Genomic DNA, 19409 nt, shown 5'->3' with positions numbered 1-19409 from the left:
TTTATAAAATTTACTTTTTATCAAAGAGATCCTTTAACTTATCCATAAAGTTTCTTTTTCCTTCATGAACTTCATCTCCGCTTTCTTTTGCAAACTCTATTAGCAACTCTTTTTGTTTTTCATTTAACTTTTTAGGGATTTCAACTATTATTTTAACGTATTGATCTCCTCTACCATTACCTCTGATTCTTGGTATACCTTTATCCTTTAGTCTAAATACTGTACCACTTTGAGTTCCTTCAGGTATTTTATACTTAACTTTACCATCTATAGTTGGAACCTCAACTTCATCCCCAAGCGATGCTTGAACAAATGTTATAGGCATTTCTAAATAAACGTCACTTCCATCTCTGCTAAATAAATTATGAGACGCAACATTTACAACTATATATAAGTCTCCCCTTGGGCCACCTTTACGTCCTAGTTCCCCTTGTCCATTTAACTTTATCATTTGTCCGTCATCTATACCAGCTGGTATATTAACTTCTATCTTTTTAGTTTTTCTTATCTCGCCACGTCCTCCACATTTACCACACGGAGACTCTACTACACTACCTTGACCGTCACAAGTATCACAAGTTCTCACATTCATTATGTTTCCAAATGGAGTTCTTTGAGCTGTTCTTACTTCTCCTGTTCCTGAACATGTTGGACATGTTTTTTTAGATGTTCCAGGCTTAGCTCCACTACCGCTACATGTTTCACATTCTTCACTTCTAGATATTGAAACATCTTTAGTAGTACCAAATGCAGCTTCTTCAAAAGTTATATTTACAGCATATCTTAAGTCTGCCCCTCTTTCAGGGCCGTTTTTTCTTCTTCCTTGCCCTCCAAAGCCGCCGCCAAAGACATCTCCAAATATATCTCCAAATATATCTTCAAAGCCGCCAAATCCTTGACCACTAAATCCTCCTTGGCCACCAAATCCACCGTTCATTCCTGCATGGCCAAATTGATCATAAGTGCTTTTTTTACCTTCATCTGATAAAACTTCGTATGCCTCATTTATTTCCTTGAATTTTTCTTCTGATTCTTTATCTCCAGAATTTTTATCTGGATGATATTTCATAGCTAATTTTCTATATGCTTTTTTTATATCCTGTGCAGATGAACTTTTATCTACACCTAAAATTTCATAGTAATCTCTTTTTTGCGCCATATATTGTCACCACCTTAACTTAGTATACATAAGAATAGCTTGCAGTTGCAACTACAAGCTATTCCATAATAAATTATATCCTTATATAATTATATACAACTATTGAAATTTGTTGAACTATTTATTATTTTCATCATCCACAACTGTATAGTCAGCATCTACTACATTATCATCTTTTGGTCCGCTTTGAGCACCAGAATTTCCTTCTTCTGTTCCTTGAGCTCCAGCTTGTTGATACATTTGCTCAGATATTTTATGGAACTTGTTCATAACATTATCTATAGCAGTTTTTATTTCCTCAGTTGATGAAGATTCATTATCTTTAACACTTCTTAAATTGCTAAGTTCAGCTTCTACATCTGACTTATCATTTGCATTTATTTTATCTCCTAAGTCACTTAATGTTTTTTCTGTTTGGTATATAGTTGACTCAGCTTGATTTAATATTTCTATTTTTTCTTTTCTGTTTTTATCAGCTTCAGCGTTCATTTCAGCTTCTTTTATTTTTCTTTCTATTTCTTCTTCTGATAAGTTAGTGCTAGAAGTTATAGTTATTTTTTGTTCTCTTCCTGTTCCTAGGTCTTTAGCAGAAACATTAACTATACCATTTGCATCTATATCAAATGTAACTTCTACTTGAGGTACTCCTCTTGGTGCTGGTGGTATTTCTGTTAATTGGAATCTACCTAATGTACTGTTGTCATTTGCCATTGATCTTTCACCTTGTAATACGTGTATATCAACAGCAGTTTGGTTGTCTGCAGCAGTTGAGAATACTTGAGACTTTTTAGTAGGTATAGTAGTATTTCTTTCTATTATTTTAGTAAATACTGAACCTAATGTTTCTATACCTAATGATAATGGAGTAACATCTAATAATAATAAGTCGTTAACTTCTCCAGTTAAAACTCCACCTTGTATAGCAGCTCCTACTGCAACACACTCATCAGGGTTTATACCTTTGTGTGGTTCTTTTCCTATGAATTTCTTAACAGCATCTTGAACTGCTGGTATTCTTGTAGAACCACCTACTAATAATACTTGATCTATATCTGATGGATTAAGACCTGCATCTTTTAAAGCTCTTCTAGTAGGTTCCATAGTTCTTTCTACTAAATTAGATGTTAATTCCTCAAATTTAGCTCTTGTTAAGTCCATATTTAAGTGTTTTGGTCCTGTAGCTGTAGCAGTTATAAATGGTAAGTTTATGTTAGTAGTCATAACACTAGATAATTCTTTTTTTGCTTTTTCTGCATCTTCTTTTAATCTTTGTAGAGACATGCTATCTTGTCTTAAGTCAACGCCTTCTTGTCTTTTGAATTCTTCAGCTATATAGTTTATTATAACATTATCAAAATCATCTCCACCTAAGTGGTTATCTCCACTTGTAGCTAGAACTTCAAAAGCTCCATCTCCTATTTCAAGTATTGATACGTCAAATGTACCTCCACCTAAGTCAAAAACTAATATTTTTTGATCTTGATTAGCTTTGTCAAGTCCATAAGCTAGTGCTGCTGCAGTTGGTTCATTTATTATTCTCTTAACTTCAAGACCTGCTATTCTACCAGCATCTTTAGTTGCTTGTCTTTGAGCATCAGTAAAGTATGCTGGAACTGTTATAACAGCTTCAGTTACTTTTTGGCCTAAATAACCTTCAGCATCAGCTTTTAATTTTTGAAGTATCATTGCTGATATTTCTTGTGGAGTATATTTATTGTTATCCACATTAACTTTATAATCTGTTCCCATATGTCTTTTTATAGACGCTATAGTTCTATCAGCATTTGTAACCGCTTGTCTTTTAGCAGGTTCCCCAGCTATTTTTTCTCCATCCTTTGCAAAAGCAACTATTGATGGGGTAGTTCTCATACCCTCAGCATTTGCTATAACTTGTGGTTCTCCACCTTCTAATACGGCAACACAAGAGTTTGTAGTTCCTAAGTCTATACCTATTATTCTACCCATATGTAACATCCTCCCTAAATTTATATTTTAACAAGACACCTTTACCATTGATGGTCTTATAACTCTATTAGATAGTTTATATCCTCTTTGAAGTACTTGTATTACTTTATTTGGTTCTACTCCTTCAACAGGTTCTTGCATTACAGCCATGTGAAAGTTAGGATCAAAAGTTTCATCTTGTGCAGCTATTTCTTCAACTGAAAACTTTGCTAAAGTATCTTTTAGTTGTTTATAAACTAGTTCAATCCCTTTATACATATCACTTTCTTTATCATCACATGCTTCTAATGCTCTCTCCATATTATCAATAACAGGAAGTAAATCTGTTATTATCTTTTCATTAGCATATATACTTAAACTTTCTTTTTCCTGTTGAGTTCTTCTTCTAAAATTATTAAAATCAGCTTGAAGTCTTTGTAGAGTATCTTTTAATGTTTCTATTTCAGTTTCTTTTGAATCAGACTCTTCAGCCTTTATATTTTCTTCATTTATAACTTCTTCATTGATTACTTCTTCTGCATTTAAATCTTTTTCTTCCAAGTCTTGTCCACCCCTTAGAGTATATTATTTTTGATTTATTAATAGACCCATATAATTTATCATAGAATAAATTTTGGCATAATCCATTCTAGTAGGTCCTATAAATCCTATCTTACCTACTCCAACTCCATCAATTATATAAGTTGCAGTTATTATACTACAGTCTTTTGCTATATCACAGCTATTATCGCTACCTATTATTATATTTACATTTTCTTTTACTATTCCTTTTGAATTAACAATATCTGCTAATACATCTTTTTCTTCTAACATGTTTAAAAATGCTTTAGCTTTTAGAATATCGTTAAACTCAGGGAAGTTAAATATATTGGTAGCTCCACTTAATGATATATCAGATTCCTTAGTTACAATATTATTACTTATAATATTTAGCAACTGATCAAAAAACATAGAGTAATCACTTATTTGCGATTTTATATACTTTATAAAATCCTCGTCTAAGTCTACTATAGATTTATGTTGTAACTTACTAGTAAGAATATTAGATATTATATTTAGTTTTTCTTGATCTATATCTATGTCTTTACTTATATTAATATTTTTCAAATTCCCTTTTTCAGTTACAACTATTAGCATCATATTTTTAGCATTTAACTCTACAAGCTGTATATGTTTTATTTTACTTTGTTCTACAAAGTTAGAAGACAAAGCAACAGTTGTGTAGTTCGTAAGTTTTGACAATAATTTAGATGTATGTTGCATTAATTCTTTTATTTGATTAACATTATTAGCTATACATTGTTGCATTAAAATTTTATCATTTTCATCTAAATCAGTTTTCTTCATCAAAGAATCTACATACAACTTATATCCCTTTTCAGAAGGTATTCTCCCAGCAGAAGTATGAGGTTGTGTTAAGTAGCCTAAATCTTCTAAATCAGCCATTTCATTTCTTATAGTTGCTGCGCCTACACCAAAGTCATACTTTTTAGATATAGTTCTTGACCCTACTGCTTCTGCAGTTTCTATATAATCCCTTACTATGGCTGTGAGGATTTTAAGTTTTCTATCATTTAAGTCCATATTAACACCTCCTGTTTCTGCTGTTAGCACTCATCATCTTTGAGTGCTAAAAAGATTATATATATTATATAACATTATAAACTTTTTTTGTCAATAGTTTATGTTATTAATCCAAAAATTCTACAAATACAGAATTAGAAACTTCGATTCCCTTTGGAGTTAAATATAGTATTTTATCATCATAATCAATTAAATTATTTTCCTTTAGTTTTTCAATAACAATTTTGTATTTTTCTTTGAAGTTTATATTAAATTTCTTTGCAAAATCGCTAAAATATATACCTTCATTCATTCTAAGACCCATAAATATTTTTTCTTCTATTTTATCTTGAATTGATAATATATTTTCATCTTCTATTGGTTTATTTTTGTTATTTATATTATTAAAATAATTATCTAAGTTTTCAACATTTGAATACCTAATTCCACCTACATAACCAGATGCACCTGGGCCTAATCCTAGATATTCTTCACATTTCCAATAAATAATATTGTGTTTACATTCATATCCTTTTTTAGAGTAATTAGATATCTCATATTGATTATATCCATATTCTTTTAAAAATCTTATAACATGTCTGTACATTTGTATATCCAGTTCTTCATCTGTAGCTTTTAATTCCTGTTTTTCGTATAGTTCATAAAACTCAGTGCCTTCTTCTATTATAAGAGAATATGCAGATATATGAGTCGGATTTAACATAACTACCTTTTGTAGAGTCTCCTTCCATTCATCTAAACTTTGATTTGGAAGTGCATACATAAGATCTATATTTATATTATTAAATCCTATATCTTTTGCATCTTCATAGTTATTAATAAACTCTTCAAAAGTATGTATTCTCCCTAGTTTATCTAGGTGACTTTGCTGATAAGCTTGAAGACCTATACTCAGTCTGTTAACACCTATATTATATAGAGTTTTCAATTTTGATTTTGTCAAAGTTCCAGGATTTGCTTCAATACTTATTTCTGCATCAGTAGATATATTAAAGTTAGAATGTATATTATTAAATATATATTCTAATTCATCTTCTTTTAATATAGTAGGAGTACCTCCTCCTATAAATACACTTGTAAATACCTTATTCTTAAAATCTTCTTTATATAAATTCATTTCTTTTACTATACTATCTAGATACTTAGTTTTATCAACATTATTCATTGAGTATGAATTAAAATCACAGTAATTACATTTTTTAACACAAAAAGGAACATGTATATATAATCCTAACATTTTTGCCTCCATTATAAAAATTCGCTTTGCTCAAAATTCGTTTAAGTTAATTGTATCATTTATCAAAGAAAATAAAAGCCTTGGAATATATTCCAAGGCTTTTAATTATTTAGAATCTCTTACTTTCTTCTTTATAGAATTATAAACTGGCCAACCTATAGCAGTTACTATAAGGCCTGCTATAGCATAAGTTGTTTGAGTTATTAATGTATTTATGACAACATAAGCTCCACCTATTATAGCTATAAGAGGCACTATAGGATATAGCGGAACTTTATACGGTCTGTGTAAATCCGGTCTTTTCTTTCTTAATATCATAACTCCTATAAATGTCATTATATAGAATATCCAGACTATGAATACAGTTAAGTCGGTTAATAAGTTAAATTGGCCTGACAATGCATATATACATGATAATATTGCAATAAACCATATTGCATTAGATGGTACATTACTAGTTGATAATTTAGATAATGATTTATAACCAGGGAAACTTCCTTCAACTGCTAGTTTATATGGAACCCTTCCGGCTGTTAAAGTATATCCATTTAAAGCTCCAAATACAGATATAAGTATACCAACAGTTATTACAGTCCCTCCAGTTTGCCCAAATATAGCTGTAGCAACTTTTGCTGCAGGAGTTGCAGTAGCTGCAAGTTCTGATGCTGGAAGTACCCATAAATATGCTATATTTATTGCTATATATACCGCCATAACTAATGATAGACCACCTACTATAGCTCTTGGTAAATCCTTTGCTGGATTCTTCATTTCACCAGCTATAGAACCTACGTTTATCCAACCATCATATGCAAATAGTGTAGCTATTAACGCTGAACCAAGTGCTGTACCTGTGTTGACGTTAGGGTCTGTCATAGGAAATAATCTAGTTTCTACATTTCCATTTCCGCTCACAAAACCGAATATTATTATCATTACCAAAGGTATAAGTTTAGCTACAGTAGCTACCGTTTGTATACTACCTGCTGTTTTTGATCCTAATGTATTTAAGAAGGATAAAAATAAAATTGTTATTATTGCTATTGTTATTATAGTCGTAAAAGATCTATCTACATCCATTCCCAATAAAACTACTACCTGTGTAGCAAATATAACTGCAAGTGCTGCTATTGTACCTGGGAAGAATAATACAGTTTGCATCCATCCTGTTAAGAATCCCCACACATCTCCATATGCTTCTTCTATATAAGTCATCATACCTCCAGTTCTAGGTATTGCTGCTGCAAGTTCTGCTGCTGTAAGACCACCACATACAGTAAGTATACCACCTATTACCCAGGCCATCATCCCCAATCCTGGCGCTACTGTTGCTCCAAATACTGCTTGAGGTTTAAAAAATACTCCTGAGCCTATAACCATACCTACAACTGTTGACAAAGCCGCTGCTAGACCCAGGGTTTTTTGAAGTCCTTTATCACTCATATTTTTCCTCCTTTTCGTATTTCAAAATACTATTTGTAGTTTTTAATCCTTTTTTAATGAAAATCTTATCTCTTAGTGTATTTTCTGACATTTTCAAAAAAATATCCCTATATAGATTAATTACTAGTTTTTGTATATCAAAACTCGCTTTGGTCAAATTTATAGGATTGAAATAATAATTTCCTTAAATATAAAAAAGAGTAGATTTAAAATCTACTCTAATTATTTAATCATCTAATTTAAGAACTGACATAAATGCCTTTTGAGGAACTTCAACTGATCCTATTTGTCTCATACGCTTTTTACCTTCTTTTTGTTTTTCAAGAAGTTTTTTCTTACGAGATATATCTCCACCATAACACTTAGCTAAAACGTCTTTTCTAAGTGCACTAATAGTTTCTCTAGCTATAACCTTGGCACCAACAGCAGCTTGTATAGGTACAGGGAATTGATGTCTTGGTATTTCTTCCTTTAATTTTTCACACATAGATTTACCTCTAGAATAAGCACGAGATTCATGAACGATAAAGCATAGTGCATCTACTTGTTCTTTATTTATAAGTATATCTAGCTTAACAAGTTCTGATGGTACATATCCTTTAAACTCATAATCTAGAGATCCATATCCTCTAGTTCTAGATTTTAGAGCATCAAAGAAGTCATATACAACTTCATTAAGAGGAAGATTATAATGTAGCATTACCCTTTTAGGGTCTATATACTCCATACTTATCATATCTCCACGTCTTTCTTGACAAAGCTCCATAACAGCACCTACATAGTCTTTAGGGACAATTATATCGCCCTTAACTATAGGCTCCTCTATCATTTTTATTTCTCCTGGCTGTGGTAGATTAGTTGGGTTTTGTATCATTTCAACTTCACCATCATTTTTAGTTACTCTATATATAACAGATGGGGCAGTTGTTATTATATCTAAGTTAAATTCTCTTTCTAATCTTTCTTGTATTATTTCCATATGAAGTAATCCTAAGAAACCACATCTAAATCCAAATCCGAGGGCTACAGATGTTTCTGCTTCAAATTCAAGAGCTGCATCATTAATCTGTAGTTTTTCTAAAGCATCTCTTACATTTTCATATTTTTCTCCTTCGCCTGGATATATACCACAATAAACCATAGGAGTAGCTTTTTTGTATCCTGGAAGAGCTTCTTTTGTAGGATTAGTTGCATCAGTTATAGTGTCCCCTACACGACAACTTCTCATATCTTTTATACTCGCTGCAATATATCCAACATCCCCGGCTTTTAACTCAGCTAAAGGAACTTGACCTGGAGACATTACACCAACTTCTGTTACTTCAAAAGTCTTTCCAGTATTCATCATTTTTATAGTAGTACCTTTTTTAACAGTACCTTCAAATACTCTTACATAGGCTACAACACCTTTATAGCTATCGTAGTATGAATCAAATATAAGTGCCTTAAGTGCACTATTTTCATCTCCAGATGGAGCTGGTATTTTCTCTACTATAGCTTCTAAAACATCTTGTATATTGATTCCGTTTTTAGCTGATATTAAAGGTGCCTCTGATGCATCAAGTCCTATTATATCTTCTATTTCTTCTTTTATTTCATCTGGTCTTGCACTTGGCAAGTCTATTTTATTTATAACTGGTAGTATTTCTAAATCTTGATCAAGGGCCAAATATACATTTGCAAGGGTTTGAGCTTCAACGCCTTGAGCCGCATCAACTACAAGTAAAGCTCCTTCACAGGCTGCCAAACTTCTTGATACTTCGTAGTTAAAATCTACGTGACCTGGAGTGTCTATAAGATTTAAGAAATATTCTTGTCCATCTTTAGCTTTATAAACTAATCTTATATTTTGAAGCTTTATAGTTATACCTCTTTCTCTTTCAAGATCCATGTTGTCTAGTAACTGATCTTTCATTTCCCTTGCGCTAACTAAACCTGTTTCTTGTATTAATCTATCTGCTAAAGTAGACTTACCGTGGTCTATATGTGCTATTATACTAAAGTTTCTAGTTCTACTTTGTTTGCTACTCAATTAGTCATCCTCCTTACTTTGTGATGTTACCATAACTTCTATTTTATAATATATCTGGACTTATGTAAATACAACATACATAAAGAAAGGTTTATCATTTAAAATGATAAACCTTATGTTTATTTTAATAATCCTTTTGCTTTGTTGTAAACTTCATCATAAGACTGTATACATGAATCTTTAAAACTTATAAAAAAGTTACTTGTATGGTAATTTTTATTATTATCTAACATAGATGATACATTTTTATCTACTTCTATAATACTTAATGTACAAATTAAAATCATTACTATAATAAGTATTATATGTACTATAAGCTTGTATTTTCTCTTTTTATGCTTATTTTCTAGAGTTCTCTCTAATCGGCTCATTATATCACCCTATTTTAGCATTTCTTTAAATACACCATCTAGTATTTCTGCTACATATTTAGCTGTGGCTTTTGACTCGCTACTTGACGTTGCATTACTTCCTATTTCTAATAATAAGTAGTTATTAGATAGAAATGAATTAAATCTTGCATAGTCTTTTTCAACTATAGGAAGTGCTATTCCTGGATACTTTTTATTTGCATAATCAGTTACATATTGAGCAAATGCTCTTGTTTTATCTGCATTTGGGCTTTTACCACCTATTACAAATAAAAACTTAGCTACTTTTTGTCCATTTATAGTTACAGTTCCTTCATTATTTGCTTTAATAGCCGCAGCTTCTGTAGCTGTATCTTTTGCATCTCTATGAAGGTCTATTATGACTTTTATATTTTTATTTTTATTTAAAGTTTCTTGAGCTGTTGCTAAAGATCTTGAGTAAGACTGATTATAGCTAGTATCATGGTATTTGGAATTATGAATTACACCATATCCTCTTTTAGTAAGCTCGTCTGTCAATACTCTTCCTACTCCAATAACAGACTTATCTTCCTCTTTTGCATGGAAGTTATCCCCTGGAGAATCGGAGTATGTTTCACTTCCATGAGTGTGATATATAAATACTTCCGGATTTTCTTTTGTCATTACAACAGTTGGAACATCTTCTACATTTGTTTCTGGTGTTTTATTTTCTACAGCAGTTTGTTCTGGTTTAGGCTGATTTTCTGCTCCTATATGAATTTTCACATAATCTTCACTGTTTTTATTTTCTTGGGTTTGCGTAGTATTATCCTGAGTCTGATTACTAACTTCTGGATAAGTAGATTTCATTAAAAACTTTAAAAAGTCATCTTCCCCTAGTGCGTAAATACTCGATGGTATAGAAATAAATAACAACGAAGCTATGAGAGTTGTGCTTATAACCTTTTTTATCACTAGTTATCACTCCCTATTTAATTTAATCTTCCTGGATGTAGAGATCTATTTAGACCTTCGCTTATTATTACAGATAAATTTTCTATAGTTTCATCTATATCCTTAGGTGTTACTACAACGTTTTTATCATAAGGATCTAGTGCATCTTTAATTAAATGGTATTTTTCTTCTTCTTTCAATTCTTTTAACATATTGTAAAAAGCACCACCAGCTCCAGATTGCTCCATTAAACTATCTATAGCTATGTCAATAATATCTGATGTAAGAGTTGCTGCATCTACAACTGTAGGAACACCTATTGCTATAACTGGAACTCCTAAATATTCTTCATTTAGAGATTTCCTTTTATTTCCTATTCCTGCTCCAGGTGCTATACCTGCTGTTGATATTTGTATAGTAGAATTAACTCTTTCCATCTTTCTTGAAGCTAATGCATCTATAGCTATAACTCGATCTGGCTTTAACATTTCTACTAGAGACTTTACCGTTTCGCTTGTCTCTATCCCTGTAATTCCCATAACTCCAGGACTTAATGCTGAAACTTCAGTAAAATCATCGTCATAGTCTTTGTTATAATTCTTAAATATATGTCTTGTAACCAAAGTTTTGGATACAGTTTTAGGTCCAAGCGCATCTGATGTTATATTCCAGTTTCCAAGGCCTATAACCAAGGTTTTTTTTGTTTTATCATTTCCAAGTACTCCTTGTAGTTCTGTAGTTACATATTGAGTTACTTGTTCTCTTGATTCATCATCATCGTACTTCATTAGCTTAGTTTCTATAGTTATGTATACACCTTTTTCTTTACCCATAACTTTGGACCCTTGGTCATTTAATATTTCAACTTTAGTTACTATGCAATCTTCAAGCTCTTTTTTATCTACTTTAACACCAGGTATTTCAATATCTTCTCTATTTTCTTCACTATACATTTCTCTAGCTTCTAGAGCTAAATCTGTTCTTATATTTCTCAAATAATATCCCTCCTAAAAAACATATAGATAAACCATACTTATCATTGTTGACAAAATTTATTAATTTATAACAAAACAATAAATATTTTTAAAAATTTTAGAAAAATTAATATATGTGTTGTAAAATATTAGATTTTGGGTTATAATTTTTAAGGTCAATTGCAAACCATATAATCAAAGTCAATAATAATTATCTTGATTTTTAGATTTATATCTGATAAAATCTAATATGTTGACTATGAGTAACAATAAATATTGAGCATGAGGGGGTGAACGTGTTGGCAAATATAAAATCAGCTAAGAAGAGAATAAAAGTTATCGAAAAGAAAACTGCATTAAATAGAGCGAGAAAATCTCAAGTTAAAACAGCTATAAGAAGATTTGAAGAAGCTATAGTTGCTGGTAATAGAGAAGAAGCTTTAGTAAGATTCCAATCAGCTCAAAAGAAAATATTCCAAGTAGCTTCTAAAGGTACTTTACACAAAAATGCAGCATCTAGAAAAGTTGCTAAATTAGCTAAGAAATTAAACAGCATAAACGCTTAATTACTTATTTAATAAATGTGTCTATTTTCCCCAATAGATATCAGCCCTTAGTCATTTACTAAGGGTTTTTTGGTGTTTTTGGACATAAAAAAAGCTAGGAATATAATTCCTAACTCTAAGCACAGTATTTACTTACTATTATTTCTATTGCTAATGTATCCTTTATAAGTCCATTTTTAATCTTATAATCACTTTCCAATATATCATTTAATAAAGATAATATAATTTCGTTACTAAAGTTATTAGACTGTTTTAGAGCCTTTGTTACAGCAAAGGGATGAACACTTATTTTTTCCGCTATTAACTTTGAAGAATATCCCTGGTTTTGTAAATATGTTGATTGCATAACAATTTTAAACTGTCTAGATATCATTGCAAATATTCCCAGAACAGATTCTCCTTCTAGTATCATATCGTCTAATATTTTTAGCGCATAAGATGAATTTTTACTTCCTATAGCATCTATAAGTTTAAATATGTCATTTTCTACTTTTCTTTGAGATAGTTTATCTATTGTATCTTTCTTTACTTCATTACCTTTTCCTGTAAAGGATACTATTTTATTTATTTCATTTTCTAAATCAGATAAAGTTTTATCACTGTTCTTTGATCTATAGTCTTCTTTTTCTATAAAATACATAATTGCAGAATCTGATATATTAACTTCTTTTTTCTTGAATTTACTTTTGACCCACTTAAAAAGTTCTATATCATTTAATTTATCGCAATTAAGAACTACACCTTCTTTTGAGATAGTCTTAACTAAGCTTTTTCTCTTATCTATATCTCCATATATTATAAATACAAGAGTAGAAGTGCCTGGTATATTATGTATATAATCTATTAGCCTTTTTTCATCTTCTTCTGAAAAATTCTTTCTTTTCCCTTTTAATAACTCAAAATCCTTAACAAATACTATTTTTCTATTATCCATAAAAGGAAGAGTCTCTATACTGCTTATAAGTTGGTCTAACATAAGCTCTCTTCCATCTAGTACGCTTAAGTTAAAGTCTATCATAGTTTCATTTAAGCTTTCCTTAAAAGTTTTCATTATATTTTCTAATAAGTAAAATTCTCTTCCATAAAATAAATAGACATTTTTAAAGTTATTTTCTTTAATATTTTTAACTATATCCTTGTATTCCATTCTTTTGCTCCTTTATAATCGTCAATTCTTTGTATATCATATAGGTAAATACAATTATATAATATAGTACCACTATTTTAAAACTACTTTCTTTAAATTCTATAAAACTATATGTTAAATTGTAAAAATAATTTAGTACAACAAATATATAATCTATTATAAATTTATTTATATACACTAAAATATCAGTAATAAACATACTTATATTTAAGGTTATAATGCTCAACATTGACAATATCATTATTATACTTATACATGGCACAACTAACAAATTGCTTATTAATGAGACTAACGATATATTTTTAAAACTATAATACATTATTGGCAATGTAAGTATATTAGCAGCAATAGTCAAAGATATCAATGGAAATTTTATATAGCTGTTTATATAGTTATAAAAATATATAATTGAAAGAGTTGCTAAAAATGATAACTGAAAGCTGGCATTGTATATTACATATGGATTGAGTATAATAAGCCATGTTCCTATTATTGAAAGAGAACTTATACCATCATAGCACCTTTGTAAAAATATAGCACTGAAAAGCAAAACTGCAAATACACAAGCCCTTACTATAGAAGGTCCAAATCCAACCATAAAACTAAAAAAGAACAATATAGATATTAGTATTATAAGTTTATAAAATCTATTTATATTCCTTATAATAAAACAAACAAAAGAACATATAATACCTATATTTAACCCCGATAAAGCCATTATATGAGCTGTTCCAGTTTTACTAAACAAATCCATTGTATAATCATCTAAATCATCTTTTATTCCTAAATTAATAGCTATTATAAGGGGTGAATGACCTTTGTATAAATTCCTGAATTCATCTATTAAATAACTTCTAAACTTAAATGAGTAATAATATAAGTAAGTTTTATCATGCACTTCATAATTATCTAATAATATAATTCCCTTATATCCATTACTTTTTAAATATCTGCCATAATCAAACTCACCTATTTTTAGATTATCTAATTCCTGAAGTTCTCCTTTAATATTCACCTTATATCCTATTGGAATATTTTTGTTTTTAAAATCTCTTACTATAAAATCTCCTATTATGTACTCATTGTATCTTTCTTTTTTCTTAATATCCTTTGATGTCCCACTTATGCTAACATATTTATTATTGTAACTATATTCATTTTTATTGCTCTTGTTAGTATATATAAAGCTTATAACTAAACTTATTATAAATATAATTAATAGAGGCCTCCTCATAAACATTTCCTTTCTTTTTTATAATATATTTATTATTGTCAAAAAAAAGAAAATCTAGAGCCTAAGAAGCTCTAGATGTTTTTTTAAAGTATGGAATTTTATTTAATGATATTGCAAGTGGTACACCTATTATTATACTTGCTAATGCCTGTATAGCATTCCCTGGTATTGAGTGAAGAGAAACTATAAAGCTTCCTTCAAGTATTCCTCCTGCTATATAGTAACCGCCTATCATTATAATAGACCCTATTATAGAAGCTATTATGCTTTTAGTTTTTGTTACGTTTTGTCTAACTATAATACCTACAACATATCCTTCTAATCCTTTTATAATAAGTGTAAATATAGCCCACTGTGAATATCCACTTAATATATCTGCTAGAGATGAACCAATTCCCCCTGCTATCATTCCAGGTATTGGACCAAATACTATAGCACTAATAAATATTATACCATCACCTATATTTACATACCCATTGGTAGCTGGCATAGGTATTTGTATAATCATAGTTCCAACACATACCAAAGCTATCATAAGAGCATTTAGTACCATTTTATGTGTTTTATTCATAAAAAACCACCCCTTAATATAATAATTATAATTTTATTATATCAACGGGTGTTAAGGTTAACAATCTGAATTGTATCCATACAATTTCTATTTTTATTATACATATTCATTTATATAGTTTATTTTTTTATTAAATATGGATTTTAAAGTATTCATAACTTCACATTTATTATATGAATTTATTTTTACTAAGTCCATAAACATAGCTTCATCTATATCTATATAAGAAAATGCAAGCTGACTTAATGTGTTTATGTCTATATTAACATCAGGATTTTCATCGCTTTCATATACTTTTATATTCTCATCTAATGTTATTTTAAATACCTTGTTATTTTCATCTATAAAATCGTCTACAACCTTTATATTTATAGATGATTTTTTGTTGTAATTTAATTTAAGAGATTCTATAAAACCTTTGAAGTTTATAATTCTCCCCATCATAAAAGGTTTTATTTTAAGTTCGCTATTTTTTAAGTTTGGAAGTATATATCTTATTTTATCATTAATAGGGGTACTTATAACTACCTTTTTAACCTGGGTATTGTGATTATATACAAACTTTAAAATAGATTTTAGAGAATTCATATCCTTATAAAATAATTCTCTTATAAACATATTATTATCATTTAAAAAATACATTATATACCCTTTATAGTTGCCATCTTCATCAACATTAGCATATATATATCCATTTTCACTTTCTACTTCTTTGAATATATTTTGGTAATATAATTCATCTCTTTTTATATATCCGTTATTATTACTCATAAATTCACTATATATATCTATCAGATATTTTATATGACTGGCCTTTAACTTTTTAAAATTTCCATTAATCTTAAAATTTCTTAAGTCATTTATATCTAAATTATATTCTATTTGATCATAACAATGTTCATATCCATAACTTCTATACAGCCTATAATCTATAGGCATTAATATAGATACTAGCTGATTTTTATTATAAAGTTCGTTTAATGTATATGACATAAGGTTTTTCATATAACCTTTACCTCTTCCTTGAGGAAAAGTAGATACTCCTACTACATAAGATGTATCATATATTTCATTATTAAGACTTATTTTGTATTGATTTAACTGAAGTGATGATATTATTTCTTTTTCATCTTCAACTATTATAGTATTATAAGGTTTATACTTATTGTCAAAATAATAATTAAAAAAACCTTCTTCATCTCTAAAACAATATCTCCATATATCCTTTATATCATTTAAGTCTTCGTCTTTTGCATATCTAATATTCATACTAATCCTCCAGTACTGTATACTTCTCTGCAAACTTATAAGGATGATATGATAACTTAGCTTTTCTAAGCCCTTCTATTCCTAAGTCTTCTTCTCTATTTACAAATTCTACATCAGGGAATTCGTTTTGTAAAAATAATTGGTTTATAATAGGGTATAATCCCCTTATATCTGGATTTGCTTTTTCAACATGGATTACAGCCATATTCGGATTTAAATATTCTCCAAATGTAAAAGATTCTAAATTGCCATCTATATACACGCCACCTATTTTTAGAGTGCTTTTAAGTTCATCATAGTTGTCGAATATTTTTTTGACAGCTACATATTCTTCATCCATTCCTTCTTCTATATTGTCATGTTCTTCTTTATCCTTGTTCCATTTTTTTAGAACTTGAATACACTCATTTAAATTATCTTTTTCTAGAGTTTTATATTCATATCTTCCTTCATACTCTTTTTTGAATGAATTTATATGATTTCTTTTCTTTTGATTTTTTCTTCCGCCTAATTCTCTTAATTCTTCTCCTAAGTAAACATAGTCAAAATAATCTCTTTCTTCTATATACTTATATTTATTTGGATATTTATCTTGTAAAAATTCTACAACTTCTTTTGTTACGGCTCTTAAATTAAATTTCACATCGTGTTCTTTAAAATAATTTAATATAAATTCAAATGCCTTAGGAAGATTTTCCATTGTAGCTAGAGGTATAACTGTAAATTTATTTCCTTCATACTCTCCTACTACAATAGCAAAATCTTCTTCTACATGATAATAAGTTTTGTACATATGTTGCCACATAAATAAAGTTGTAAAACAGTATTCACAAGCTTCATGGCTTACCTTTTCAAAGAAAGGATCTAATATTTGTTTTGAATTAATGTCTATTTCTTTAAAGCTCATAATCTACCTCCTACCGATATCATTATATCACTATATATGGATTAACTCAATATCGATAACTTTTTATATAATAATTGTAATATTTTACAATTTTTAGGACACAATAATAGTGTTTTTATCTTTATATTTATACTACCCTAATTATGTTCGTCTAAACATACATATATTTCTAAATTACAGGAGTAATTAAATGAAAAAAATTTCTTTATTGGTTTTTATCTTTTTATTTTTAACCGGATGCAACAAACATTCAAATGAAGTTTCAATACATATAATAGATGTAGGCCAAGGAGATAGTATACTTGTGCAAACTCCAGATAATAAAAATATGTTAATAGACTCTGGAGATGAAAATAGTGGAAAAACAGTAAAAAGGTATCTTAAAAAACATAAAATATCTAAAATAGATGTTGTTATAGCTACACACCCAGATAGCGATCACATCGGAGGATTAGATGATATACTTTATAATTTTGATGTAGATAAAATATATATGACTGATAAAAAAAATAATACAAGTTCCTATAATGATCTTATAACTGCCTGTAATAAAGAAAATATAGATATAATTAATGCCTCTAAGGGAATGACTTTAAATTTAGGTTCAAGTGTTAATATAGACATATTAAGCCCTTCTTCTTTATACGATGATACAAATTTAAATTCAATAGTGTTAAATTTGTCCTATAAAAATAAAGACTTTTTATTTACAGGAGATGCCGAATACAAAAATGAGACTGATATTATAAGTAATTACACCTTAGATGATGTAGATTTCTTAAAAGTAGGACATCACGGAAGCAAAACATCTACTAGCGACCTTTTCTTAAAAAATACTTCTCCTGATGTGGCGATAATATCCTGCGGATATAAAAATATGTACAATCATCCCCATAAAGAAACTTTAGAGAGCCTTATGAAATATGATATTCCTATATATAGAACAGATACTCAAGGAAATTTAGTATTTTACTCTGATGGTAGTACTATATACACTTATAAATCTCCAAGCAATTAAGAATTCTCTGCGCTCATATCCCCAACGACCTTGAAAAGCAGGTCCGTTGCTCAAAAAAAAGACCGTTGAAATCAACGGTCTAATTAAGAAGATAATAATTGGGATTTAACGAGAGGAGAATTTTAAGCCTCCTGTAACACATGAATCTTTAGCAGCCTCTTTAATATTAATATAATGTTTTTTTATGAAGTTATTGTGTGGAAAATATATACTCTTTATGAAGTTTTACATTTCTAAAAGTTCTCTTACTACTACTGATGCTAACGTTAATCCACTAACAGAAGGAACAAATGATATACTTCCCGGAGTAATTTTTCTACCATTCATTATTCTTTCCTTTAGTTCGTAAGGTTGTTCTGTTGAATAAACCACCTTTAATTTTTTTATGTTTCTATCTCTTAATTCTTTCCTTATAACCTTGGCCAATGGACAAGTATGAGTTTTGTGTATATCCGCAACTTCTATCTTTGTAGGATCTAATTTATTTCCCATTCCCATAGAACATATTATTCTTATATTTTTTTTCATACAAGTTTCTATAAGATGTATTTTAGATGTGACCATATCTATTGCATCTACAACATAATCATATTCCCCGTCTAATAACATTTCGCTGGTATCTGAGTTATATAGTTCCTTATATATAGTTATATTTATATCTGGGTTTATGTCTAGTATCCTATCTTTCATAATATCGACTTTAGCTTTTCCTATTGTTGAATGAAGAGCTGGTATTTGTCTATTTATATTAGTTATATCTACAGTATCAAAATCTATTAATGTTAAATTCCCGACTCCTGCACGAGCTAGAGCTTCTGCCGTAAAGCTTCCAACTCCTCCAACTCCAAATACTGCTACTTTAGCATTTTTTAATTTTTCTAATCCATGTTCTCCTATTATAAGGCCAGTTCTCATTCTAAAACTCTTTTCCATATGATCACTCCATCTCTTAAGTTATTTATTTTCTGTCTTGAGAATATATATTAAATAATAAATTTATTTTAAAGGGTGATAATT

The 19409-nt window shown here is 29.3% G+C and carries 18 protein-coding genes; 2 read left to right on the top strand and 16 right to left on the bottom strand.

The window, feature by feature from the left end; all coding sequences use genetic code 11:
• Window positions 1-10: 10 nt before the first annotated feature.
• The 10 genes from dnaJ to gpr all read right to left on the bottom strand — a co-directional run bounded on the left by dnaJ (window position 11) and on the right by gpr (window position 11701).
• Window positions 11-1159 carry a molecular chaperone DnaJ gene (gene dnaJ, locus ACUSRV_RS07020; protein WP_490141218.1) on the bottom strand — a complete coding sequence of 383 codons (1149 nt, stop codon included), beginning with the start codon at window positions 1157-1159 and terminating at the stop codon, window positions 11-13.
• Between the two features lie 117 nt (window positions 1160-1276).
• The gene (gene dnaK / locus ACUSRV_RS07015) at window positions 1277-3124 is read right to left on the bottom strand and encodes a molecular chaperone DnaK (RefSeq protein WP_490141217.1); all 1848 of its coding nucleotides are present in this window, start codon (window positions 3122-3124) and stop codon (window positions 1277-1279) included.
• A gap of 27 nt (window positions 3125-3151) precedes the next feature.
• Window positions 3152-3664, bottom strand: a complete 513-nt coding sequence (gene grpE, locus ACUSRV_RS07010) for a nucleotide exchange factor GrpE (RefSeq protein WP_490141216.1) — start codon at window positions 3662-3664, stop codon at window positions 3152-3154.
• A gap of 24 nt (window positions 3665-3688) precedes the next feature.
• A complete protein-coding gene (gene hrcA / locus ACUSRV_RS07005) occupies window positions 3689-4708 on the bottom strand; it encodes a heat-inducible transcriptional repressor HrcA (protein WP_490141215.1) in 1020 nt (339 codons plus the stop codon).
• Window positions 4709-4814: 106 nt separating this feature from the next.
• The gene (hemW, locus tag ACUSRV_RS07000) at window positions 4815-5945 is read right to left on the bottom strand and encodes a radical SAM family heme chaperone HemW (protein WP_490141214.1); all 1131 of its coding nucleotides are present in this window, start codon (window positions 5943-5945) and stop codon (window positions 4815-4817) included.
• Between the two features lie 105 nt (window positions 5946-6050).
• Window positions 6051-7388, bottom strand: a complete 1338-nt coding sequence (locus tag ACUSRV_RS06995) for an APC family permease (protein WP_490141213.1) — start codon at window positions 7386-7388, stop codon at window positions 6051-6053.
• Between the two features lie 226 nt (window positions 7389-7614).
• The gene (gene lepA / locus ACUSRV_RS06990; RefSeq protein ID WP_490141212.1) at window positions 7615-9420 is read right to left on the bottom strand and encodes a translation elongation factor 4; all 1806 of its coding nucleotides are present in this window, start codon (window positions 9418-9420) and stop codon (window positions 7615-7617) included.
• Between the two features lie 119 nt (window positions 9421-9539).
• Complete coding sequence (locus ACUSRV_RS06985; protein ID WP_490141211.1) at window positions 9540-9791, bottom strand: hypothetical protein; 252 nt, start codon at window positions 9789-9791, stop codon at window positions 9540-9542.
• Window positions 9792-9800: 9 nt separating this feature from the next.
• A complete protein-coding gene (gene spoIIP, locus ACUSRV_RS06980; RefSeq protein WP_490141210.1) occupies window positions 9801-10727 on the bottom strand; it encodes a stage II sporulation protein P in 927 nt (308 codons plus the stop codon).
• 17 nt (window positions 10728-10744) lie between these two features.
• On the bottom strand, window positions 10745-11701 hold the full coding sequence (gene gpr, locus ACUSRV_RS06975) for a GPR endopeptidase (protein WP_490141209.1): 957 nt from the start codon (window positions 11699-11701) through the stop codon (window positions 10745-10747).
• A 278-nt stretch (window positions 11702-11979) separates the two neighbouring features.
• On the opposite strand from gpr, the gene rpsT reads away from it, so the two are divergent.
• The gene (gene rpsT, locus ACUSRV_RS06970) at window positions 11980-12246 is read left to right on the top strand and encodes a 30S ribosomal protein S20 (RefSeq protein WP_490141208.1); all 267 of its coding nucleotides are present in this window, start codon (window positions 11980-11982) and stop codon (window positions 12244-12246) included.
• 115 nt (window positions 12247-12361) lie between these two features.
• On the opposite strand, the gene holA is transcribed toward rpsT, so the two are convergent.
• The 5 genes from holA to ACUSRV_RS06945 all read right to left on the bottom strand — a co-directional run bounded on the left by holA (window position 12362) and on the right by ACUSRV_RS06945 (window position 17374).
• Entirely contained in the window at window positions 12362-13393 is a 1032-nt protein-coding gene (gene holA, locus ACUSRV_RS06965) for a DNA polymerase III subunit delta (RefSeq protein WP_490141207.1), read from the bottom strand.
• The gene (locus ACUSRV_RS06960; protein WP_490141206.1) at window positions 13371-14627 is read right to left on the bottom strand and encodes a ComEC/Rec2 family competence protein; all 1257 of its coding nucleotides are present in this window, start codon (window positions 14625-14627) and stop codon (window positions 13371-13373) included. The genes holA and ACUSRV_RS06960 overlap by 23 nt, the downstream gene beginning before the upstream one ends.
• Before the next feature lie 61 nt (window positions 14628-14688).
• A complete protein-coding gene (locus ACUSRV_RS06955; RefSeq protein ID WP_490141205.1) occupies window positions 14689-15198 on the bottom strand; it encodes an ECF transporter S component in 510 nt (169 codons plus the stop codon).
• A gap of 96 nt (window positions 15199-15294) precedes the next feature.
• Entirely contained in the window at window positions 15295-16467 is a 1173-nt protein-coding gene (locus ACUSRV_RS06950) for a GNAT family N-acetyltransferase (protein ID WP_490141204.1), read from the bottom strand.
• 1 nt (window position 16468) lies between these two features.
• Entirely contained in the window at window positions 16469-17374 is a 906-nt protein-coding gene (locus tag ACUSRV_RS06945; protein ID WP_490141203.1) for a DUF2156 domain-containing protein, read from the bottom strand.
• Between the two features lie 190 nt (window positions 17375-17564).
• On the opposite strand from ACUSRV_RS06945, the gene ACUSRV_RS06940 reads away from it, so the two are divergent.
• Window positions 17565-18392 (top strand): ComEC/Rec2 family competence protein, encoded by an 828-nt coding sequence (locus ACUSRV_RS06940; RefSeq protein ID WP_490141202.1) that lies wholly within the window; start codon window positions 17565-17567, stop codon window positions 18390-18392.
• A gap of 225 nt (window positions 18393-18617) precedes the next feature.
• On the opposite strand, the gene ACUSRV_RS06935 is transcribed toward ACUSRV_RS06940, so the two are convergent.
• Entirely contained in the window at window positions 18618-19325 is a 708-nt protein-coding gene (locus tag ACUSRV_RS06935) for a tRNA threonylcarbamoyladenosine dehydratase (protein WP_490141201.1), read from the bottom strand.
• Window positions 19326-19409 lie beyond the last annotated feature (84 nt).

The organism is Sporacetigenium sp. TC11, from assembly GCF_058146105.1.
This window is presented reverse-complemented; position numbering and strand designations above follow the sequence as displayed.

Bases quoted from the DNA above. Each gene is read 5' to 3' on its own strand.
- dnaJ (WP_490141218.1), bottom strand. From the start codon at position 1,159: ATGGCGCAAAAAAGAGATTACTATGAAATTTTAGGTGTAGATAAAAGT.
- dnaK (WP_490141217.1), bottom strand. From the start codon at position 3,124: ATGGGTAGAATAATAGGTATAGACTTAGGAACTACAAACTCTTGTGTT.
- hrcA (WP_490141215.1), bottom strand. From the start codon at position 4,708: ATGGACTTAAATGATAGAAAACTTAAAATCCTCACAGCCATAGTAAGG.
- hemW (WP_490141214.1), bottom strand. From the start codon at position 5,945: ATGTTAGGATTATATATACATGTTCCTTTTTGTGTTAAAAAATGTAAT.
- ACUSRV_RS06995 (WP_490141213.1), bottom strand. From the start codon at position 7,388: ATGAGTGATAAAGGACTTCAAAAAACCCTGGGTCTAGCAGCGGCTTTG.
- ACUSRV_RS06985 (WP_490141211.1), bottom strand. From the start codon at position 9,791: ATGAGCCGATTAGAGAGAACTCTAGAAAATAAGCATAAAAAGAGAAAA.
- holA (WP_490141207.1), bottom strand. From the start codon at position 13,393: ATGGAATACAAGGATATAGTTAAAAATATTAAAGAAAATAACTTTAAA.
- ACUSRV_RS06960 (WP_490141206.1), bottom strand. From the start codon at position 14,627: ATGAGGAGGCCTCTATTAATTATATTTATAATAAGTTTAGTTATAAGC.
- ACUSRV_RS06955 (WP_490141205.1), bottom strand. From the start codon at position 15,198: ATGAATAAAACACATAAAATGGTACTAAATGCTCTTATGATAGCTTTG.
- ACUSRV_RS06950 (WP_490141204.1), bottom strand. From the start codon at position 16,467: ATGAATATTAGATATGCAAAAGACGAAGACTTAAATGATATAAAGGAT.
- ACUSRV_RS06945 (WP_490141203.1), bottom strand. From the start codon at position 17,374: ATGAGCTTTAAAGAAATAGACATTAATTCAAAACAAATATTAGATCCT.
- ACUSRV_RS06940 (WP_490141202.1), top strand. From the start codon at position 17,565: ATGAAAAAAATTTCTTTATTGGTTTTTATCTTTTTATTTTTAACCGGA.
- ACUSRV_RS06935 (WP_490141201.1), bottom strand. From the start codon at position 19,325: ATGGAAAAGAGTTTTAGAATGAGAACTGGCCTTATAATAGGAGAACAT.